Source organism: Streptomyces sp. NWU339, from assembly GCF_003143855.1.
Classification (GTDB): Bacteria; Actinomycetota; Actinomycetes; order Streptomycetales; family Streptomycetaceae; genus Streptomyces.
Genome location: NZ_QFRK01000003.1, coordinates 21,791 through 38,669 on the forward strand (window position 1 = coordinate 21,791; position 16,879 = coordinate 38,669).

The following is a 16,879-nucleotide window of genomic DNA, read 5'->3' on the forward strand; positions in this document are numbered from 1 at the left end:
CCTGCTCGAAATCCGGCGCCTCCGCGCCGCCCGGTCGCTCACCATCGACACCGGCGAGGCCGAGGCACCGCCTCCTCATCCTCACCACCCACGACCTCGCCCCCGGGGCAACCCGGATCGACCGGATCACCACGATCGACGACCGTCTGCCCCGCACACCCGAGGCCCCCGGCCTGAGGCTGGTACGCCGTCGCCTGACGCGCGCCGGTGCCGGGCCGGAGGCATCCACACCACACCTGAAGGAGCTCTCATGACCACCCAGGCGCCCGACGGCAACCCCGGCCGTGTCAACTACGACGCCCTCCCCGCAATCAACCCCGAACTGGCCGGCCGCACCGTCGTCGTGACCGGCGCCGGCCGCGGCATGGGCGCACTCTTCCTTGAGGAGCTGGCGCGCCGTGGCGTCAACGGCATCGGCGGCGACCTCGATCAGGAGGAGATGGCCTCCGTCGCCGACAAGATCAACGCCAACCTCGTCGGCACCCGCGGCGCGGGCCGCGTGGTCGGCGTCGGCGCCGACGTCACCGACCCGGCCGCCAGCGACGAACTGGTCGCCACCGCCCTGCGCGAGTTCGGCCGGCTCGACCTGTGGGTGAACAACGCCGGTGTCTTTCCGCAGGCCGAGTTCACCGACATCACGCCCCAGCAGCTCGCGCTCACCTACGGCGTGAACGTCAACGGTGTCGTGTACGGCGGACAGGCGGCCGCCCGCCACTTCCGGACCGTCGGGGGCGGCGCCATCGTCAACATGGCCTCGGTCGCGGCCGTGCGCGCGCGGCCGACCCGGGCCTCGTACAACTCCTCGAAGGCCGCGGTGAAGCACCTCACCACCTGCATGGCCGTCGAGCTCGGCCCCGACAACATCCGGGTCAACTCCATCGCCCCGGGCTACATCGACACCGAGATGACCCGCTGGGTCCGTGAGGACCAGGCCGCGATGGACCGGGCGCTCACCACGGTCCCGCTGCGCCGGATCGGCGCGCCCATGGAGGTGTTCGGCGCCCTGTACTTCCTGCTCTCCGACAGCGCCCGGTACATCACCGGCGCCTGCATTCCGGTGGACGGCGGTTCGCAGCATGTCTGAGTCCCACAGCATGGAGTACGACTACGACGTCATCGTGGTCGGCGCCGGCGGTGCCGGCCTGGCGGCTTCGGTCTCGGCAGCCCAGGCCGGCGCACGCGTGCTGCTGCTGGAAGCCGAGGGCGAGATCGGCGGGTCCACCCAGCTCTCCGCCGGGCTGCTGACCGCCTCGGCCACCAGCGTCCAGGAGAGCCTCGGAGTCGAGGACTCGCCGCTGCGCATGTTCCAGCACTACATGGATCTCAACGGCTGGCGGGTCCGGCCGGGCCCGGTCAGGATGTTCTGCGAGGAGTCCAGTCGCGTCGTTGACTGGCTGCTCGAACTGGGGGTCGAGATACCCGCGCAGGTCTCGCGCAGCGCCCACGAGCCGGGGCTGACCCGGGCCGGCGTGGAGGACGTCTGGCGAGGCCACGTGCCCAAGGACCAGGGCTACGGATTGGTGCAAGTGCTCGACAAGGCCCGCGCACGGCTCGACGTGGACCTGGCCCTCGGCAGCCGGGTGGAGGACCTGGTGGTCCGAGACGGCGCCGTCTGCGGCGTCGTCCTGGAAGGCGAGGAGGCCACCGCGGCCGCCGTCGTCATCGCCAGCGGCGGCCTCGCGGCCGATGCGGATCTGGTCCGCCGGTTCCTTCCCGACGCAGAGATCGCCGGCGACGCGCTGTTCGTGGTGGCCGCTCCGGGCTCGCGAGGAGATCACATCGGCATCGCCGAGCGGCACGATCTGGCGCTGTTCGGCCAAGGCTGGGGCCTGCTCCTGGTGACCGCCGAATTCCAGCGCTACCACCACTGGCAGAGCGGATTCCCGCCCGCCTCGCGCATCAACGTCGGCCTCGACGGCCGACGATGCATGGACGAGGACGCCCCGTACGCGGTCAGCCCGGGCATCCTCAAGGACCACGGCGGCTGGGTCTGGTCGGTGTTCGACGACAACGCCCGGACTTCGCTGCCCACCGGCTACGCCGACTGGGACGCCGACCGGATCCTGGAAGAGGTCGCCAAGGGCGTCGTGCTGCGCGCCGACACCCTTGAGGAGCTCGCGGGCCTGATGCACGTGCCGGCAGACCACCTGGTCGCAAGCGTCACCCGGTTCAATGAACTGTTCGCCGAGGGCGTCGACGAGGACTTTCTGCGCCATGAGTCACTTGCGGCCAAGGGCGCCGACCCGCACCTCGCGCCGATCGGCACCGGACCCTTCTTCGCGGTGCGGATGCTCCCCGCCGAACTGGTCTGCACCCACACCGGCCTTGAGGTCGATGCCTCGACCAGAGTGCTGGGCACCGACGGCCGAGCCGTGCCGGGGCTGTACGCGGCCGGCGAGGCCGCCGGTGGAATTCTCGGCGAGCGCTACGTCGGCGGCGGCAACTCCGTCGCCCACGCGCTGGTACTCGGCCGGGTCGCCGGCCGCGAGGCGGCCGCGCGTGCGGCTGCGTTGTCCCCCCGGACCGAGGAGGTCTCCCGATGAGCCGCGCCGACGACCGTTTCGATATCCAGGATGTCCTGTTCCGGTACGCCCGGGCCGTGGACCGACTGGACTACGACGGCATTGCGGCCTGCTACTTCGACGATGCGGTCGACGTCCACGGCGGGTATACCGGCGACGCCGCAGGGCTCGTCGAGGATATCCGCAGCCGGCACCGCACCATCGACTCCTCCCAGCACTTCATCTCCAACGTGCTCGTGGAGTTCACCGGGGAGCACAGTGCCGACGTCGAGTCGTACTGCCTGTGCTTCCTGCGGCAGACGCCCGCCGAGCTCGGCGGGGAGCAGGACTTGGCGATCATCCGATGCCGGTACGTCGACCGGTTCGAGCGGCGCGACGGCTCCTGGGGCATCGCCGACCGGGTCGTCGTGTTCGACGAGTCGCGGGTCGTCCGCATGGTCGACGGCCTCGACCCCGCTTGGGTCGCATCGGGACGCGATGGGTCGGACCCCGTGTACAGCTGGGGACACCGCACGCCCAGGTAGGTCGTGGCCTGCGGCTCAGGTGAAGTCCCCCCGAGTCCTGGCCAGCGGGTGTTTACGCTGCGGGGGTGAGGTCCTGCCTGAGCAAGGTTCTCGTTTCGAGCGGGGTGACGTTGCCCTTGCCGAAAACCGGCAGGCGGCCTGTCCGGGGTATGGCACGGCCTCGGACCGTGTGAATGGTGGCTACCGGCGCCGCTTGGCCGATCTCGCGGTGGCCAGTGGCAGCACCGACTCAGATGCCCTCCGGTTGGCCACGCTCACACGCCTGAGCGATGTGGAGGTTAAAGGCCCACCCGTTCGCCACACAACGATGAGTGACTAGGAGACAGATCGTGAGCTTGAGGATCGTTGTCACTGTGAAGTACGTGCCCGACGCCACCGGCGACCGGCACTTCGCCGAGGACCTGACCGTCGACCGGGACGACGTGGACGGGCTGCTCTCCGAGCTGGACGAGTACGCGGTCGAGCAGGCGCTGCGGATCGCCGAGAACGCCGACGACGCCGAGGTGACGGTGTTGACGGTGGGCCCGGAGGACGCCAGGGACGCGCTGCGCAAGGCGCTGTCCATGGGCGCGGACAAGGCGATCCACGTCGAGGACGAGGACCTGCACGGCACCGACGCCATCGGCACCTCGCTGGTGCTGGCCCGGGCGATCGAGAAGGCCGGGTTCGACCTGGTGGTCTGCGGCATGGCCTCCACCGACGGTTCCATGGGCGTGGTGCCGGCCCTGCTGGCCGAGCGCCTCGGCGTCCCGCAGGTCACGCTCCTGTCGGAGGTGAACGTCGAGGACGGCACGGTGACCGGCCGCCGCGACGGCGACGTCGCCTCCGAGCAGCTGCAGGCCTCCCTGCCGGCGGTGGTGTCGGTGACCGACCAGTCGGGCGAGGCCCGCTACCCGTCGTTCAAGGGCATCATGGCGGCCAAGAAGAAGCCGGTGGTCTCCTGGGACCTGTCGGACCTGTCGGACCTGGACCTCGACGAAGGCGAGGTCGGCCTTCAGGGCGCCTGGACGACCGTGGAGGCCGCGACCGAGCGTCCGGCCCGCAGTGCGGGCACGATCGTCAAGGACGAGGGCGAGGGCGGCCGGCAGCTCGCCGAGTTCCTCGCGAGCCAGAAGTTCATCTAAAGGCGCCGTTCGCCGACCCGTCCCGCATTCCCTCGCACGCAGGAGAGAAGAAGTCCCATGGCTGAAGTCCTCGTCCTTGTCGACCACGTGGACGGCGCCGTCCGCAAGCCCACCCTGGAGCTGCTGACCCTGGCCCGCCGCCTGGGCGAGCCGGTCGCCGTCGCCCTCGGCAGCGGCGCCGCCGACACCGCCGGCGTGCTCGCCGAGCACGGCGCGGTCAAGGTGCTGACCCACGAGGCCGCCGAGTACGCCGACTACCTGGTGGTGCCGAAGGTGGACGCCCTGCAGGCCGCGGTCGAGCAGGTGTCCCCGGCCGCCGTGCTGGTCTCCTCCTCCACCGAGGGCAAGGAGATCGCCGCCCGCCTGGCGCTGCGCCTCGGCTCGGGCCTCATCACCGACGCCGTCGACCTGGAGGCCGGGGAGGAGGGCCCGGTGGCCGTCCAGTCGGTGTTCGCCGCCTCGTTCACCACCCGCTCCCGGGTCACCAAGGGCACCCCGGTCATCACGGTCAAGCCCAACAGCGCCGCCGTGGAGGCCGCCCCGGCCGCGGGCGCGGTCGAGCAGCTGTCCGTGTCCTTCTCCGCGCAGGCCACCGGCACGAAGGTCACCGGTCGCACCGCCCGGGAGTCGACGGGGCGTCCGGAGCTGACCGAGGCCGCGATCGTGGTCTCCGGCGGCCGCGGGGTGAACGGCGCGGAGAACTTCGCGCTGATCGAGGCGCTGGCCGACTCCCTCGGTGCGGCCGTGGGTGCCTCGCGGGCGGCCGTCGACGCCGGCTGGTATCCGCACACCCAGCAGGTCGGCCAGACCGGCAAGTCCGTCTCGCCGCAGCTGTACCTCGCCAACGGCATCTCCGGCGCGATCCAGCACCGGGCCGGCATGCAGACCTCCAAGACCATCGTGGCGGTCAACAAGGACGCCGAGGCGCCGATCTTCGACCTGGTCGACTACGGCGTGGTCGGCGACCTGTTCGAGGTCGTCCCGCAGCTCACCGAGGAGATCAACACCCGCAAGGGCTGAGTTCCGCACGAGACAGAAGGCGTTTCCCATGCAACTCGCCGCGATCATCGTGTCGCTGGTCCTGGCCGTGGTGGGCGTGGCGTTGTTCGCCCGAGCCATGGCTCAGATCTACCGGTTCGTGCGGCTCGGACAGAATGTGCCCACCGGCACCCGCACCGACCGTCCCGGGCAGCGAAGGTGGACGCTGTTCAGGGAGTTTTTGGGTCACACCCGCCTCAACCGCTGGGGCATCGTGGGCGCGGCGCACTGGTTCGTGGCGGTGGGCTTCTTCACCCTCGTTCTGACCCTGGTGAACGCCTTCGGGCAGCTCTTCCAGGCCGACTGGATGCTTCCCGTCATCGGTGAGTGGGCGCCGTACGAGGTCTTCACCGAGCTCGTGGGAGTGCTGACCACGCTCGGCATCCTCACCCTCATCGGGATCCGTCAGGTGTCTCACCCGAGGCTGATGGGCCGTAAGTCCCGCTTCGCCGGTTCCAACTTCGGCCAGGCATACTTCGTCGAGGCCGTCATCCTAATCATCGGTCTGGCGATTCTGACGCTGCGCGGCCTGGAGGGCGCGCTGCACGGCGTTGACGGGTACGAGGCCTCGTACCCGGTGTCGTATCCGCTCGTGGCGGCGTTCCGGGGCCTGAGCGTGTCCGCGGTGGAGAACCTGGTCTACCTGTTCGCGATGATCAAGATCGGCACGTCCTTCGTGTGGATGATCGTGGTCTCCCTCAACACCGACATGGGTGTGGCCTGGCACCGCTTCCTGGCCTTCCCCAACATCTGGTTCAAGCGCAACGCGGACGGCTCGACCGCGCTGGGCGCGCTGCAGCCGATGACGTCCGGCGGCAGGCCGATCGACTTCACCGACCCCGGCGAGGACGACGTCTTCGGCGTCTCCCAGGTCGAGCAGTTCTCCTGGAAGGGCCTGCTGGACTTCTCCACCTGCACCGAGTGCGGCCGCTGCCAGTCGCAGTGCCCGGCCTGGAACACCGGCAAGCCGCTCTCCCCGAAGCTGCTGATCATGTCCCTGCGCGACCACGCGCACGCCAAGGCCCCCTACCTGCTGGCCGGCGGCGGCAAGACGATGGAGGGCGAGGAGAAGGCCTCCGCCGAGCAGCTCACCGGCGTGCCCGCGGCGGCGCTGGCCGAGGCCGAGCGCCCGCTGATCGGCACCCTCGAGGAGAACGGCGTCATCGACCCGGACGTCCTGTGGTCCTGCACCACCTGCGGCGCCTGCGTCGAGCAGTGCCCGGTCGACATCGAGCACGTCGACCACATCGTCGACATGCGCCGCTACCAGGTCATGATCGAGTCGGCGTTCCCGTCCGAGGCGGGCACGATGCTCAAGAACCTGGAGAAGAAGGGCAACCCCTGGGGCCTGGCCAAGAAGCAGCGCCTGGAGTGGCTCAAGGAGGTCGACTTCGAGGTCCCGGTCGTCGGCCGTGACCTCGAGGACCTGGCCGAGGTCGAGTACCTGTACTGGGTCGGCTGCGCTGGCGCCCTGGAGGACCGCGCCAAGAAGACCACCAAGGCCTTCGCCGAGCTGCTGCACATCGCGGGCGTGAAGTTCGCGATCATGGGCGGCGACGAGAAGTGCACCGGCGACTCCGCCCGCCGCCTGGGCAACGAGCCCCTGTTCCAGGAGCTCGGCATGGAGAACGTCATGGCGCTGAACACGGCGTTCGGCGAGGAGCTGGACGACGACGGCCAGGTCACCGAGGAGTCGCGCAAGCCGAAGTCGGCGAAGAAGATCGTCGCCACCTGCCCGCACTGCCTCAACACCCTCGGCAACGAGTACCCGCAGCTCGGCGGCGACTACGAGGTCATCCACCACACCCAACTGCTCCAGCACCTCGTCGACGAGGGCAAGCTGATCCCGGTCACCCCGGTCGAGGGCCTCATCACTTACCACGACCCGTGCTACCTGGGCCGGCACAACAAGATCTACACGCCGCCGCGGGAGATCATCGGCAAGGTCCCGGGCCTGCGCAACGAGGAGATGCACCGCCACAAGGAGCGCGGCTTCTGCTGCGGCGCCGGCGGCGCGAGGATGTGGATGGAGGAGCGGATCGGCAAGCGCGTCAACGAGGAGCGCGTCGACGAGGCCCTCGCCCTCGACCCGGACATCGTCTCCACCGCCTGCCCGTTCTGCCTGGTCATGCTGACCGACTCGGTCAACGGCAAGAAGAACGACGGAAAGGCCAAGGAGACCGTCCAGGTCGTGGACGTCGCCCAGCTGCTGCTGGACTCCGTCAAGACCCCGGTCGACAACCGGCCTCCGATCGGTTCGGCAGGCACCCATCACACGCCGGAGCCTCAACCGACCAAGTGACCGACCTGGCCACCGTGAGGGAGAAATTCACTCTGACGCTCTCCCGAGACGAGCACGAGGAGGCGTTCGCTGAACTGCTTGACCTGTTCGCCGACGACCTGCGCCAGCAGTCGGAGATCACGTATCAGGCCACAGGGGTGACGGTGCGGGGCGGCTTTTAGTCCTTCAGCATCTTGTCGCGCACCGGGAGCCAGTCCAGGGCGGAGCGGATGCCCTCCTCCAGGGACAGCTTCGGCTCCCACCCCAGCAGCGTCGCGGCCCGGTCGCTCGTGGTGTACCCGCCGGCGACGTCCCCGGGGCGCGGATCGGCGTCGACCGTCGCCAGAGGCGTGCTCACGACGGCGTTGAACGCCGCGCACAGCTCCCGGACGGTGGTACCGGAGCCGGTGCCCAGGTTGATCGCGATCGAGCGTTTCGACTCGCTGAGGATGGAGTCGAAACGCTCGATCGCCGCGATGTGGGCTGCGGCCAGATCCCAGACGTGCACGTAGTCACGGATGCCCGACCCGTCGCGAGTCGGATAGTTCACGCCGGTGACCGGGAACGGTGTGCCCTCCTGGTGGGCCTGGATCAGCTTCCCCAGCGCGTGACTGGGCCTCTTGAGCTGGAGACCGGTCCGCAGCAGGGGATCGGATCCGACCGGGTTGAAGTAGCGCAGGGACAGCACCCGCAGCTGCCCGGCCGCAGCGATGTCGGCGAACATCTCCTCGCACACCGCCTTGGTCCGCGCGTAGGGGCTCTGCGGCGCCAGCGGCGAGTCCTCGGTGACAGGGGAGCCGTCCTCGGCCTGGTAGATGGAGCCCGAACTGCTGAAGATGAGGCGGTCGCAGCCGTTGCGGTGGAGGTGGCTGACGAAGGCCAGGCTCTTGGCGACGTTCGCCTCGTAGTAGCCGATCGGGTCCGCCACGGACTCTGGCACCACGATCAGCGCCGCGCAGTGCACCACGGCGGAGATATCCGGGTGCTCCGAGAAGATCCGGTCGACCAGGTCCCCGTCCGAGATGTCGCCCTCGTAGAAAATCCGCCCCTCGGTGAACTCGGCGCGGCCCCGGACGAGGTTGTCGAGGATCACCGGAGTGACGCCCGCGTCCAGACAGGCCGACGCAACAGTGCTTCCGATGTACCCGGCTCCCCCGGCGATAAGGACAGACACGATGATTCCCTTCCGGCCTCAGTCCCGCCCAAGTAGGCGACCGGCAGAAGGCTAGCGGTGCACCAGCCCCGGAGGTACGGAAGCCGCATGATGGGTTCTGACGCGTCGCAGGAGGTACGGCGGCCGGCCCTGCACACGCTGACCTCGGACCTGAGGCCCGATACTTACTGGTGAGCTCGCGTATTCAACTGTCGCGAGTGTTCAGCTTCAGCGGGCCCGTTGGTGACCTTGTGTGATCCCCGGAACCATGTACCGTGCCAGCACGTCTGTCACGGGCATGAGCAGAAAGACCACAGGGCGGACCACGGGCATGAACCCAACGACCAGAGGTGGCGCCGGATGCCTCCTCACTGGCCTGGGTGCGGCGACCGCGCCGCTTGTGTGGGCGCCGCAGGCCGCGATCAGTATCGACGGCGGATTCGAGGGCCATGCCCGTGATCTGAGCGTGCTCTATATCGATCTTCCGCTTATCGTGCTCGGCGGCGCTCTGGTTCCGCTCTTGACCTGGACGCTGATCACGCGATGGGTGCACCGGCCCTGGGCCGCCGCACTCGCAGCCGTGGCCGCGCTCGCACTCGGGGTGTGGGGCCTCACCGAGTGGTGGACCCCCCACCGGCAGCCGGGCCTCGGGGACGGGGGTTGATACTGGTGGGCTCTCGTATTCAACTGTCGCTGGTTCCCCGAGGGACCCAGCCCGCTGGTGACCTGGTGTGATCGCCCGGGGCGTATCGGCTCCAGGTTCCGCCGGTCTCGTTGCGGAGTCGGCTGGTGGTCTTGTTGTGGTAGCCGAGAGCGTCCGCGACGACAGGTGCGGGCAGTTCGAGGAGTTGCTGCCGGATGGCGGCGCCGCGGGCCGCGGCGATCGGGATGCCGGCCTGGTTCAGGAGCGCGGACAAATGGTTCGAGCCCAGCGGCTGGCCGGTGCGGCGGCCGGGGAAGAGCCAGCGCGAGGCCGGGTTGGTGGCGGTGTTCATGTTGGCGCGGGTAGCGAGGTGCTCCAGCAGTAGGGCAGCGACCGGTGCGGGAACGGGCGAAGGCGGTTCGCCGAGTCGGAGCAGCATGGTGTCCCCGTCGTGGACGGCGTCGTCCACGGCGAGCCGGACGACGTGGCTCAGGGGCTGTGCGTAGAGGAGAACGATGATGCCGGCGACGCGGAGTCGCATCGGTATCTCCGCATCGGTGAGCAGGCGCCCCAGGGCGGCAAGGCGTTCGTCCTCGCTCAGTGCGGACCGGCGGGAGATCTTCATCGCGGGGATGGCCAGGGAACGTGGGCAGTGCCGGCCCTGCACGGCCCAGTTGAGGAAGCCTCTCAGGCGGGTGCGGGCATGCTCGGGGTTCTCGGCGAACCAGGCGTCGACGTCGACCTGGCCGCATGACGCGAGGGTGGTGTTCCGCTCGCCGAGCCAGAGCAGGAAGCCGGTCGCGTACTTGATCTGTTCGCTGGCGAAGCGACGGATGCTCGGGGTGATGTGGCTCCGCTCAGCGCGGGCACGAAGCCTGGGAAGGACGTGCCAGGTCGCGAAGAGCCTGATCGACTTCGCGTGCTCGGGGCCAGGTATATCGGCCAGGTGGCCGGGAAGCCAGCGCTGGAAGGAACAGAGGTGCTTGTCGGCCGCAGGCAGGATTCCGCAGCCCATGAGAAGTTCTTCCAGGTGGGAGGCTGCCCGCCAGGGCTGGAGTTTGTGGAACGCGTCGTGGGTGAGCGGGATCTCGCCGAGGCCGAGCCGGCGAAGCAGCTGCGAGGCGTTGCCCAGCTGGCCGCGGCGCATATCCAGCCAGGCCAGTCCGCTTCCGGGCTTGTCCATCGTCACCAGCAGGTCGAACAGCGGGACCAAAGCGGGCCGGAGACGGCCCGTGCCGTCGTCGAGGAGCGCGGTGAGGCGGTCGGCGAGCGTGCAGCGTTCGCAGAGCCGACCGCCCAGGAGCTTGCCCTCGAAGCCGCAGCGTGAGCAGTCGAAGGTCTGCGCGAAGCCGGCGCAGGTGGTGCAGATCGCCGCCCTGTCGCCGGGGCGGAGTCCGGGAAGGGCCCGGTCCTCGCCGCATCCGGGGCAGGTGCCTCGCGTCCGGACGGCCCGGTCCGAGCACGTCCGGCAGACGTATCCGTCGGGCCACGTGCCGGCCTTGTGCCTGTGGCGGCCGCAGCGGCAGCACTCGGCCATGAACCAGCGCTCGTACTGTTCGTCGGTGGCGTAGGGGCGGGTCATGCGTCGGGCAGGATGCGGGCGGCGCGGGGGCGGAGCTTGGCGACGTTCGCGGGCGGGGTGGGCAGGTCGCCGGTGGCGGTCTTGCGGACGCCGACGTTCTCCGCAGTGGTGGCCACCAGGTCGGCCGGGGTGCACGAGAGGATGTCGCAGAGCGCGGCCATGACCTGCAACGACAAGCGTTCCGGGGTGCCTGAGACCAGGCGGTGGACCTGGGAGGCGGACAGGTCGATGCCGCGTTCGTGCAGCAGCGGCACCAGTTCGGTGGCCGTGAAGATCCGGTGCTGGGCCATGACCTCGCGCAGCCGCCAGGTGTAGCCGACCTTGCGTTTCATGCCTGCCTCCCGGTCTGGGTCTGGAGAGCGGCGGCGATCGTGGAGTCCAGATGCCGCCGCAGGGTGCGGGTGCGGAAGTCGGAGGAGACGCAGGTGTAGAGCGAGGTGGTGCTGGCGTGTTCGTGGCCGACCTGCTCCTGGACGAAACGCGGGTCCCAGCCGTCCTCGATCAGGTGGGTGACGTAGGACCTGCGGAAGGAGTGGAAGTCGAGTCCGTCGTCCAGGCCGAGGGCCTTGCGGTAGGCGATGAAGCGGGAGTTGAGGCGCTGGCATCCGATCCGCAGGCCCCGCTCGGAGGGCCAGGCCGCCGGGTTGTTGTCGGTGCCGAACAGCGGGCGGACCTCGGTGAACCACTCGTCCAGGACGTCCGGGGTCCAGTCAAAGACGGTCAGCACCCCGCGACGCTTTGGCGGCGAGCCCTTCTTGGCCTTGCCGAACCGGACCTGGCAGCGACCGTACTGGCCGAACTCACCGCCGTGCGGGTTGCGGCCGAAGTCGGCTGCGTCGAGCATCCGCGTCTCGTTGCGCCGTGTCCCGTAGGCGTAGGCGGTCTTGAACAGCGTCGCGTCACGGAACGCGGGCAGCCAGCCCTTGCGGCCGAAGGCCCGGATGCGGGCGACCTCGTCGTCGCAGTGCGCGAAGAAGGCGTGCAGCTCGGCCTTGGTGAACGCGCGCTTCTTCGCGTCCGCCTCGTTGTCCTGGACGTGCACCGCGGTGTTCCACTCGTGCACCACCTGGACCGGGTGGGTGCCGAACCGCTCCTCGCAGGTCGCCGTCCACTCGTAGAGGGGATCGGTGACGAAGTGGCAGAACGCCCGCACGGCCTCGGAGTACGAGCGGATCGTGGAGCGCTTCAGGTCCCGCAGCGAGCGCAGGTCGCCGAGCCACTCGTCGACCATCGCCGGCGTCCAGAGCCAGGGGTAGGTGTTCACGTAGGCCGCGAACGCCTTGACCGTGTTCTCCCTGCCCTCGACCGTCGTCCGGGCCAGATTCCGGGCGAGCTGCTGGTTGGCGAACCCGGTCAGCATCGCCGCGAAGACCTGTTCCTCCGGCCGCAGCAACGCGACCCCGTCGACCAGGTGCAGCCCGGCCGCCCCTGGTATCGAACCGTTGAACCTCAACGCTTCACCACTCTCCGTGACTCGCATCAGATGCGAGAAAACCGCATCCTATGCGAGCGGCCGACGGACCCCCAGGCCAGCTCCCTGTAGGAGGCCCCACGAAGCCGTCGTGGCGGGTATCGTCACCACTCAAGGTCTCGCTCAAGTCCGCAGTTCAACGCCACGATTGCCGTCTTCCCGCAGACCGATTCGCCGACTGTCGCGAGTTCGCATCCGATGCAATTGGCGGTGGTTGGAACATCGGTACAGCCGTTGGCGCTGAGATTGATCATGAACGGCAGAGGACCCCGGTGAGGGTGCACCGGGGTCCTCTGCCGTTGTAGCGCGCGGGCGACGATGGTCAGGCGCGCGGCGGGAAGAGTTCGAGGAGGCGTTCCTTCTGGCGGGCGCCGAGGCCCTGGACGCGACGGCGTTCGGAGATGTCGAGGTCGGCCAGGAGCTGGCCGGCGCGGACCTTGCCGATGCCGGGCAGCGACTCCAGCAGGCGGCGGACGTACACCTTGCCGACGACCGGGTCCTCGCGCTCCAGCACCTCCTTCAAGGTGGCCTTGTTCGTCTTGAGAGCTTCGAGGATCTCGCTGCGTTCCTTGCGGACGGCAGCGGCCTTCTTCAGTGCCTCGGCGCGGGCCTCGGCGGTCAGTGCGGGCAGAGCCATGGGCGCCGCTCCTCTTCCTCTCGTACGGGCGTGTGGCGGTCATCATCACCCCGCCGTGCGGCTGGTGACCAGTAAGTTTACGGGATCCGCGACCCCTCTACGAGGGTGGTGTCGTGTCGGTGACGAGCCGCAGGGTGGGGCGCGCGGGGGCGAACTCGCCGAGTTCCAGTGCCGCCTCGCGCCAGTGGGCGGCCAGATGAAGGAGACGCTCGCTGTCGTGCCGGAAGCCGGGCGGCGGGGCGCTCGGGATGGTGGGCCACAGGATGGTGGCGGCGAAGCGGAGGGCGTGCATGGCCGCGGTCGCGTGGGGGTCGACACCGCCGCCCTCCAGGCGCCGGAGCATGTCGAGCCGTTCGGCGGTGGTGATGAGGTCGCTGAACACCTTCTCGTACTCCTGCGCGCGTACGGTCGCGAGGTCATCCACGAGGGCCTCCGGCGTTCGGGTGCGGCTGCGCCTGGAGGCGCTCACGCAGGTCGATCTCCTCGGGAGTGAGCGGGTCCTCGGGGCGGCGGATGCGGACGGGCTTGGGCCGCAGCGGCAGGTCGTCGTCCGCCACCGCGTTCTCGGCTTCGGCGAGTGCCCGGTAGAGGGAGGCGACCGACGGAGACTTGCCCGCGTTCTTGCCGTCCTTGATGGTGAGCTTCTTCGCGATCTCGGGGACGGGGACGCCCCTGTCCTTCAGCGCGAGGGCGAAGGTGAGCATGTCGTCATCGATGACCTTCGGCCGTCCGCCGTGGTTGCCCTTGGCCGCTGCGGCGACCTGGCCTTCGAGGGTCTTCTCCCGGATGTAGTTGCGCTCGATCTGCCCGGCGACGGCGAGGACGGCGAAGAACATGGCGCCCATGCCGTTGGGGTCGTAGATGCCGGTGAGCGGACCGGTGAGGAGTTCGAGCTGGATGCCGCCGTCCTGGAGCTCGGCGGACAGCGTCATCAGCTCGGCGGCGTTGCGCGCGAGGCGCTTGAGCTCGTGGACGGTGAAGATGACCGGCGTCTCGGGCGCGGCCTCCTTGAATTGGTGGGCCAGGGCGAGCGCCTTCTCCAGTTCGGGCCGGACCTTGATCCGGGTGCTGATCTGCTCCTGGAAGATCTTGTGGCACTCCGCCCGGCGGAGGGCTTCGAGCTGGCTCGCCAGCTCCTGGCGGGCGGTCGATGTCCTGGCGTATCCGATCCTCACCGGCCGCTCGGTGCGGGGCGCGGGGACCACCGCGAGCGCGGGCCCTGCTTCCACGCGCGGCCCGGCCGTCGGTCGGCGGGCACCGGCACTTCGAGTTCCTCGCGCAGCGCGGGCACGAGGACGAAGCGCGGGGTGTGGTACTTCGCGGCGGTCTTGCCGCCCCGGGTGCGACAGGCACTGCCGGCGGGCGCGTCACAGTTCGGGCAGTCGTGACGTTCTACCGCCAATGCTGCCTGATCGGGCGTCAAATTCATGGCGGCAGTCTCTCAGCCTCGATCCACCGCGTGAATTCTGATCTTCGGTTTCGGGCGGGTTCGGGGTGATCTTTCGGGGTGCGGGCAGCAGTGATCGCCGGATGGCCGTCCGGTGCGGGGTCTCCAAAGTCTTTCGGGTCGTGGCCGGGCAGGGCGGTCGCGCAGGTCAGGTGACCATGCGCTGTCCGGTCGCCGTCCACAGATCGGTGAAGTCGTCCTGCCAGCGCCAGTGCCGGGGCAGGTGGAGAGTGAGGCGACGGGCGCCGGTGGCGATCCGGGCGGGGACGTTGATCAGRTGGCGGCGGATGGTGCCGGTCCGTGCCCTGGCATGGAAGACGGAGGCGAGGTGGCCGGCGGCCCGGGTGAGGTTGTAGGCGAKGGCGGCCAGGGTGAGCCARGCRGCGTTCGCGGTGAACYTCCCCGACGGCAGRTGGGCGAGCGCGGAGTCTTCCARRTCGGCRAAGACCTGCTCGAYSWSGGCGTGTTCRCGGTGCATKGRTTCGGCCTGGRCSAGRACGAACGGGCTGTCGGTGAAGATSACGTGGTGGCGCCAGACGCCGAACAGTTCGGCCTGGCCCGCGGGCACGCTCTTCGGGTTCAGGCGCTTCACCCGGCGCACGATCAGCCGGGCGGTGGCGTGAAACGCCTTCTTCTTGCTGGTGAACGCGGTGAAGGGGACCTCGGCGATCTCGGCGTCGGAGATCCAGCGTGCCTCGGCGGCGTCCCAGACGGCGGCGGCGTACTTGATCGGTGTCCAGGCGGTCTCGGCGATGCCCGCGATCGCCTCGCGGATGGTCTTGTGCACCGCCACAGCCAGCGAGAAGTGCGCGTCCGCCTTCCGGCACACGTCCACCACCTTGTGGGAGAAGTACGCCGAGTCCGCACGCACGATGACCTTCGCGGTGATGCCCATCGCCCGGACCGTGGCCAGGGCCTCGCGCAGGAGGCTCGCCGCTCCCTTGCCGGAGCCTGCCGAGCCCTTGCGCAGCCGGGTGGCGACGATGACCGGAGCGCAGGTGGATGTCTTGACGGTGACGATCTGGAAGTGCAGGCCGCGCTGCTTGGTATAGCCGAACGAGGCGCCCTGTTTGGCCGGCCCGTAGACCTGCTTGACCTTGGAGTCGATGTCCACGAACACCACCTCGTCCCGCTTCGGGACCAGACCGGTGTGCGCGGCCAGAGTGCAGGTGAACGCCCGCACCGCGGACTCGAGTTGGCGCACGTGTCCCCAGGTGAAGGCGCGCAGGAACGACCCCAGTGTGGACGGCGCACGTACCCCACCGAACAGGCGGGACAGGCCGCCGTGCCGAAGAACGTCCAGATCCTCGATGCTGTCCGCCCCGGCGATCATGCCGCCCACGATCGACAGGGCCTTCGCGTCGGCCGCCGTACCGGCACCGTTGGCCGCGCCGGTGAGCCTCACCTTCTCGGCCACCAACCGGGGCAGACCGCACCGCTCGGCCAGTCGGATCGTCGGGACCAGCCCGGCATGCGCGATCAGGTCCGGGTCGTCGAACGCGGCGAACAGCGTCGCCGGGCTGTGGGAGACTTTCACTTACGAGGTGCCTTGCTTCGTGGGATTGATGAGGGCGTAGGAACTCCCATCATCCCAGGTCAGCGGGCACCTCTTCTCATTTCGTCGTCCACAGACCGGCTATCGCGCGGTGGATCCAGGCTGAGTACTGCCCGTCGCGCCTCTTCCGGGCCAACGGCGTCCAGCAGGGCCGATCCGGTCCGTCTCCACTTCGCTGATGGTGCGTAGGCCGTCGCGGGGGCCGCATGCTCCAGCAGCCGCTGCCACGGCTCTCCTCCGGCAGTTGCTTCCTTGAGAGCCGCGTCGGCCCACGGTTCACCGGGATTGAGCACCGGACCAGGAAAATGAGCCAGTAGGTTCCGCATTCCGGGCTCCGCGCCGTTCGCGGCCGCCTGCGTGCGACGGAAGCCCGGCAGGTTCGCCGCCGCATTTGTGCGCCGGAAGGCGGCCAGGATGGCCGTGTCGGGAGTACGTCCGGCTGCGAGTTCCGCATCGGCCAGTTCCCAGATCCGGTGGGTCGACCAGAGGAGGTATTGGTCCTTCAACCGGGAGAGCTGTTCCTGGCGTTCGGCAGCCAACAGGTCCCCGTCGAGGCCACGGACGACTCCGGAAGCGACCATGAGTAGTTCGGTGCGGAGGTACCCCGGATCCCGCCTGAACTCTTCGGCCGAGCAGTCGTCTTCCACGTGGGCGTACCAACGGGCCCATATGCCGGCGAGCTCCAGCCGGTCCTTGTCGGGCAGTGCGCGTAGGAGCTCCATGTTCTCGAACCCCACACCCGTCATGGAGCCGTTGTTGCAGGCGGCCCGCATGACGGCGCGAGACAGCTCAGGCAGATCGCCGCGCTCCGCGAGGGCCTGGTATTGAGCGGCCTGTTCTGCCAGGACCTGGGTGTTCCCCATCCATCTGCTCATGGCTGGCAGCCTAGAAAGGGCCACTGA

At 69.2% G+C, this 16,879-nt stretch carries 18 protein-coding genes; 8 read left to right on the forward strand and 10 right to left on the reverse strand.

Going from position 1 to position 16,879, the window contains the following annotated elements:
- The first annotated feature begins 250 nt into the window (after nt 1-250).
- The 7 genes from DIZ27_RS04900 (at nt 251) to DIZ27_RS45570 (ending at nt 7,671) form a co-directional block, all read left to right on the forward strand.
- Nucleotides 251-1,084 carry an SDR family NAD(P)-dependent oxidoreductase gene (locus tag DIZ27_RS04900; protein ID WP_109377047.1) on the forward strand — a complete coding sequence of 278 codons (834 nt, stop codon included), beginning with the start codon at nt 251-253 and terminating at the stop codon, nt 1,082-1,084.
- Nucleotides 1,077-2,543 carry an FAD-dependent oxidoreductase gene (locus DIZ27_RS04905; protein WP_109377048.1) on the forward strand — a complete coding sequence of 489 codons (1,467 nt, stop codon included), beginning with the start codon at nt 1,077-1,079 and terminating at the stop codon, nt 2,541-2,543. Before DIZ27_RS04900 ends, DIZ27_RS04905 begins: the two co-directional genes overlap by 8 nt.
- Nucleotides 2,540-3,046 (forward strand): nuclear transport factor 2 family protein, encoded by a 507-nt coding sequence (locus tag DIZ27_RS04910; RefSeq protein ID WP_109377049.1) that lies wholly within the window; start codon nt 2,540-2,542, stop codon nt 3,044-3,046. The genes DIZ27_RS04905 and DIZ27_RS04910 overlap by 4 nt, the downstream gene beginning before the upstream one ends.
- 329 nt (nt 3,047-3,375) lie before the next feature.
- On the forward strand, nt 3,376-4,170 hold the full coding sequence (locus DIZ27_RS04915; protein ID WP_109377050.1) for an electron transfer flavoprotein subunit beta/FixA family protein: 795 nt from the start codon (nt 3,376-3,378) through the stop codon (nt 4,168-4,170).
- Nucleotides 4,171-4,227: 57 nt separating this feature from the next.
- Nucleotides 4,228-5,190, forward strand: coding sequence for an electron transfer flavoprotein subunit alpha/FixB family protein (locus tag DIZ27_RS04920; RefSeq protein ID WP_109377051.1), 963 nt, complete (start codon nt 4,228-4,230; stop codon nt 5,188-5,190).
- Nucleotides 5,191-5,218: 28 nt separating this feature from the next.
- Nucleotides 5,219-7,510 carry a (Fe-S)-binding protein gene (locus DIZ27_RS04925; RefSeq protein WP_109377052.1) on the forward strand — a complete coding sequence of 764 codons (2,292 nt, stop codon included), beginning with the start codon at nt 5,219-5,221 and terminating at the stop codon, nt 7,508-7,510.
- Complete coding sequence (locus DIZ27_RS45570) at nt 7,507-7,671, forward strand: hypothetical protein (RefSeq protein WP_181383391.1); 165 nt, start codon at nt 7,507-7,509, stop codon at nt 7,669-7,671. Before DIZ27_RS04925 ends, DIZ27_RS45570 begins: the two co-directional genes overlap by 4 nt.
- Here DIZ27_RS45570 and galE read toward each other — a convergent pair.
- Nucleotides 7,668-8,663, reverse strand: coding sequence for a UDP-glucose 4-epimerase GalE (galE, locus tag DIZ27_RS04930; RefSeq protein ID WP_109377053.1), 996 nt, complete (start codon nt 8,661-8,663; stop codon nt 7,668-7,670). The two genes, DIZ27_RS45570 and galE, sit on opposite strands and share 4 nt — an antisense overlap.
- A 310-nt stretch (nt 8,664-8,973) precedes the next feature.
- On the opposite strand from galE, the gene DIZ27_RS04935 reads away from it, so the two are divergent.
- On the forward strand, nt 8,974-9,306 hold the full coding sequence (locus tag DIZ27_RS04935; RefSeq protein WP_181383392.1) for a hypothetical protein: 333 nt from the start codon (nt 8,974-8,976) through the stop codon (nt 9,304-9,306).
- A 19-nt stretch (nt 9,307-9,325) separates the two neighbouring features.
- On the opposite strand, the gene DIZ27_RS04940 is transcribed toward DIZ27_RS04935, so the two are convergent.
- The 9 genes from DIZ27_RS04940 to DIZ27_RS04975 form a co-directional block, all read right to left on the reverse strand.
- Entirely contained in the window at nt 9,326-10,867 is a 1,542-nt protein-coding gene (locus tag DIZ27_RS04940) for a hypothetical protein (protein ID WP_109377055.1), read from the reverse strand.
- On the reverse strand, nt 10,864-11,199 hold the full coding sequence (locus DIZ27_RS04945) for a helix-turn-helix transcriptional regulator (protein ID WP_109377056.1): 336 nt from the start codon (nt 11,197-11,199) through the stop codon (nt 10,864-10,866). The genes DIZ27_RS04940 and DIZ27_RS04945 overlap by 4 nt, the downstream gene beginning before the upstream one ends.
- Nucleotides 11,196-12,320, reverse strand: a complete 1,125-nt coding sequence (locus tag DIZ27_RS04950) for a site-specific integrase (protein WP_219933589.1) — start codon at nt 12,318-12,320, stop codon at nt 11,196-11,198. The genes DIZ27_RS04945 and DIZ27_RS04950 overlap by 4 nt, the downstream gene beginning before the upstream one ends.
- 340 nt (nt 12,321-12,660) lie before the next feature.
- A complete protein-coding gene (gene mihF, locus DIZ27_RS04955; RefSeq protein ID WP_109377058.1) occupies nt 12,661-12,975 on the reverse strand; it encodes an integration host factor, actinobacterial type in 315 nt (104 codons plus the stop codon).
- Between the two features lie 97 nt (nt 12,976-13,072).
- On the reverse strand, nt 13,073-13,399 hold the full coding sequence (locus DIZ27_RS04960; protein ID WP_109377322.1) for a hypothetical protein: 327 nt from the start codon (nt 13,397-13,399) through the stop codon (nt 13,073-13,075).
- A complete protein-coding gene (locus DIZ27_RS04965) occupies nt 13,392-14,150 on the reverse strand; it encodes a recombinase family protein (RefSeq protein WP_258308238.1) in 759 nt (252 codons plus the stop codon). Before DIZ27_RS04965 ends, DIZ27_RS04960 begins: the two co-directional genes overlap by 8 nt.
- Nucleotides 14,147-14,404 carry a hypothetical protein gene (locus tag DIZ27_RS46820; protein WP_258308239.1) on the reverse strand — a complete coding sequence of 86 codons (258 nt, stop codon included), beginning with the start codon at nt 14,402-14,404 and terminating at the stop codon, nt 14,147-14,149. Before DIZ27_RS46820 ends, DIZ27_RS04965 begins: the two co-directional genes overlap by 4 nt.
- Before the next feature lie 166 nt (nt 14,405-14,570).
- Nucleotides 14,571-15,959 (reverse strand): IS1380 family transposase, encoded by a 1,389-nt coding sequence (locus DIZ27_RS04970; protein WP_109377059.1) that lies wholly within the window; start codon nt 15,957-15,959, stop codon nt 14,571-14,573.
- Between the two features lie 59 nt (nt 15,960-16,018).
- Nucleotides 16,019-16,852 carry a hypothetical protein gene (locus DIZ27_RS04975; protein WP_146228906.1) on the reverse strand — a complete coding sequence of 278 codons (834 nt, stop codon included), beginning with the start codon at nt 16,850-16,852 and terminating at the stop codon, nt 16,019-16,021.
- Between the last annotated feature and the right edge of the window lie 27 nt (nt 16,853-16,879).

Coding starts and splice junctions, on each gene's coding strand:
- DIZ27_RS04900 (WP_109377047.1), top strand. CDS start 251: ATGACCACCCAGGCGCCCGACGGCAACCCCGGCCGTGTCAACTACGAC.
- DIZ27_RS04905 (WP_109377048.1), top strand. CDS start 1,077: ATGTCTGAGTCCCACAGCATGGAGTACGACTACGACGTCATCGTGGTC.
- DIZ27_RS04910 (WP_109377049.1), top strand. CDS start 2,540: ATGAGCCGCGCCGACGACCGTTTCGATATCCAGGATGTCCTGTTCCGG.
- DIZ27_RS04920 (WP_109377051.1), top strand. CDS start 4,228: ATGGCTGAAGTCCTCGTCCTTGTCGACCACGTGGACGGCGCCGTCCGC.
- DIZ27_RS04925 (WP_109377052.1), top strand. CDS start 5,219: ATGCAACTCGCCGCGATCATCGTGTCGCTGGTCCTGGCCGTGGTGGGC.
- DIZ27_RS04935 (WP_181383392.1), top strand. CDS start 8,974: ATGAACCCAACGACCAGAGGTGGCGCCGGATGCCTCCTCACTGGCCTG.
- DIZ27_RS04940 (WP_109377055.1), bottom strand. CDS start 10,867: ATGACCCGCCCCTACGCCACCGACGAACAGTACGAGCGCTGGTTCATG.
- DIZ27_RS04945 (WP_109377056.1), bottom strand. CDS start 11,199: ATGAAACGCAAGGTCGGCTACACCTGGCGGCTGCGCGAGGTCATGGCC.
- mihF (WP_109377058.1), bottom strand. CDS start 12,975: ATGGCTCTGCCCGCACTGACCGCCGAGGCCCGCGCCGAGGCACTGAAG.
- DIZ27_RS46820 (WP_258308239.1), bottom strand. CDS start 14,404: ATGAATTTGACGCCCGATCAGGCAGCATTGGCGGTAGAACGTCACGAC.
- DIZ27_RS04975 (WP_146228906.1), bottom strand. CDS start 16,852: ATGAGCAGATGGATGGGGAACACCCAGGTCCTGGCAGAACAGGCCGCT.